The organism is Anaeromyxobacter sp. PSR-1, from assembly GCF_000964525.1.
Lineage (GTDB): Bacteria > Myxococcota > Myxococcia > Myxococcales > Anaeromyxobacteraceae > Anaeromyxobacter.
This window is the reverse complement of record NZ_BAZG01000313.1, coordinates 1-2509: the sequence shown is the minus strand read 5'-3', so window position 1 is coordinate 2509 and position 2509 is coordinate 1. Positions and strand designations below refer to the sequence as shown.

At 77.6% G+C, this 2509-nt stretch carries 4 protein-coding genes; all 4 read right to left on the bottom strand.

The window, feature by feature from the left end; genetic code table 11:
- Positions 1-1295, bottom strand: a 1295-nt coding sequence (fliF, locus tag PSR1_RS22850) for a flagellar basal-body MS-ring/collar protein FliF (RefSeq protein WP_059439594.1), incomplete at its 3' end; no start/stop codon positions are given.
- Between the two features lie 21 nt (positions 1296-1316).
- Positions 1317-1604 (bottom strand): flagellar hook-basal body complex protein FliE, encoded by a 288-nt coding sequence (fliE, locus tag PSR1_RS22845; protein WP_059439593.1) that lies wholly within the window; start codon positions 1602-1604, stop codon positions 1317-1319.
- Positions 1605-1607: 3 nt separating this feature from the next.
- A complete protein-coding gene (flgC, locus tag PSR1_RS22840; RefSeq protein WP_059439592.1) occupies positions 1608-2030 on the bottom strand; it encodes a flagellar basal body rod protein FlgC in 423 nt (140 codons plus the stop codon).
- A 14-nt stretch (positions 2031-2044) separates the two neighbouring features.
- On the bottom strand, positions 2045-2509 hold a 465-nt coding region (locus PSR1_RS22835), incomplete at its 5' end, for a hypothetical protein (RefSeq protein ID WP_237758215.1).

The following is a 2509-nucleotide window of genomic DNA, read 5'->3' as shown; positions in this document are numbered from 1 at the left end:
AGCGCGCCTGCGCCGAGCGCGCCCCACCGGATCGCAGGCCGCTCCAGCAGCGTGGGCGGCGGCGCCGGGGGCGGGGCGGGCTCCTCGGCGCGCACGAACGGCGACGAGGAGATCTCGAAGGTGTCGCCGCGGTCGGCGTCGAAGCCCACCGCGCGCTTGGCCAGCTCGCCCAGCCGCGCGATCTCGGCGTCGGGGCGGGGCTGCCCGCCGGCGCCGTCCACCAGCACCGCCACCGAGAGCCGCTCCAGGCGCGGCACGCGCGCCACCGAGGTGGTGGTGGTGGTGGAGACGTCGTAGTTGCGGGTCTGGTCCTCGGTGGAGGCGCTGCTGCGCCCGCGGCCGCCGGTCGCCGGGGCCGGCGGCGCGAGCGGCTGGTTGGCGGCGGCGCCGGCCACGCCGGCCGGCCCCGTGCCGTCGCTCGACGACTGCTGGGTGAGCTTGCGCTCGCTCCGCAGCGTGGCCGAGTCGGGATCGAGGACCTGGGCGCTGCTCTGGACCTCGGTCTGGTCCAGCGAGGCGGTCACGCGCGCCACCACCGCGCCCGCACCCACCGCCTGGCCGAGCAGGTCCACGATGCGCCGCTCCAGGTCGCGCTCCATCCGGCGCTGGTAGCCCATGGCCTCGCCCAGCGGGCCCTCGTCGGAGAGGACCTCGCCGCGGCCGTCCACCACCGACACGCCCGCCGGGGCCAGTCCGGGCACCGCGGAGGACACGAGGTGCCGGATGCCGGAGATCTCGCGCTGGTCGAGCGCGCGGCCCGGCTGCAGGTTCACCACCACCGCCGCCGCCGCGGGGCGGTCCTGGTCGCGGTAGAGCCCCTTCTCCGGCAGGGTGAGGTGCACGCGCGCGGAGCGGACCTGCGCGAGGCGCGAGATGGTGCGCGCCAGCTCGCCCTCGGTGGCGCGGCGCAGGTTCACCTTCTGCGTGAACTCGGAGACGCCCAGGTCGCCGCGGTCGAAGATCTCGAACCCCACGCCGCCGCCGCGCGGCAGGCCGGCGCCGGCCAGCAGCAGGCGCGCGTCGTACACGCGCGACGCGGGCACCGCCAGCGCCGAGCCGCCCGCCTCCAGCCGGTAGGGCACGCCGGCCGCGCCGAGCGCGGCGGCCGCCTCCGTCGAGTCCTCCGGCGTGAGGTTGGTGAAGGCGTACTGGTACGCCTCGGAGGAGCGAACCGCGGTCAGCGCGGCGACGCCGATGGCCGCGATCGCGCCCGCCACCAGCACCACCTTCAGGCCGCCGGGGAGGGCGCCGAGGAGGCGCGGGAGCTCGCGGAGCTGCTTGAGGAGGGGCTCCATGGACGGGTCCGGGGCGCGGCGCTACACGCTCATCCGCATGACTTCCTGGTAGGCCTCGACGAGCTTGTTGCGGACGCGGGTCGCGACCCGCATCGCCACGTCGGCCTTCTCCAGCGCGAGCGCGGTCTCGTGCAGGTTGCCCTCGCCGAGCGCGGAGCGCGCGGCCTGCGCGTCGGCCGCGCCCTGCAGCGCCTCGGCCTGCGCCAGCGCCTCGCCGAGCGCGCGTCCGAAGGCGCCGCCCTCCGGCCGCGCCGCCGGCGCCGCCGCGGGCTGGAAGAGGGCCGGGCCGATGCCGCGGATGCCGTCCATGGCCTACCTCGCGATCTCGAGGGCGCGCTGCGCCATCGTCTTGAGCGTGTCCACCGCGGTGGCGTTCGCCTCGTAGGCCTTCTGCGCCGACATGAGGTTCACGATCTCGTGCACCGGGTTGACGTCCGGGAGCGTCACGAAGCCGTCGGCGTCCGCGTCCGGGTGGGCCGGGCTGAACACGCGGCGCCCGGGGCCGTCGCCCTCTGCGATGGCGGCGACCCGCACGCCCGACGGCGACGGGCCGGCCGCGCCCAGCGCGGCGTCGAACGGCACCGCCTCGAGCACCGGGTCGAGCCGGCGGTACGGCCGGCCGTCCGGGCCGCGGGTGGTCTCGGCGTTCGCCAGGTTGGAGGCGGCGAGGTTGACGCGGACGCGCTCGGCGGCGAGGCCGGAGGCGCTGACGTTCAGGGCGGAGAGGAAGTCCATGGCGGCTCCCGGCGCTAGGCCGCGCCGTCGGAGGCGACGTAGCGGAGGATGGCGAGCTTCTTGGCGGCGGCCCGGGCGGCGGCGCCGTACTGGATGGCGTTCTCGGCGATCGCGGCGGTGGTGCGGTCGAGGTCCACCGCGTTGCCGTCGAGCCCCGGCGCGGCGCCCGGCACCTCCGCCACGAAGCGCTCCGGCGCCGCGGGGCCGGGCGGCGGCGCGACGGCGTCCGTCGTCATCACCGCGGCGAGCGTCAGGGGGATGTCGCCCGGGCGCGCCGCCACGGCCGGCGGAGGGGCCGCGGGCGCGGCCGGGCCGGGCGCGGGCGCGGCGGCCATGGCGGCGCGGAAGTCGAGGTCGAGCGGCGTGAAGCCGGGCGTGTTGGCGTTGGCGAGGTCGCCGCCGAGCACGGTCTGCCGGGCCAGCCGGACGTCGAGCGCGCGTTCCAGCGTCGAGAGCGTGGCGTCGAAGATCCTCATGCC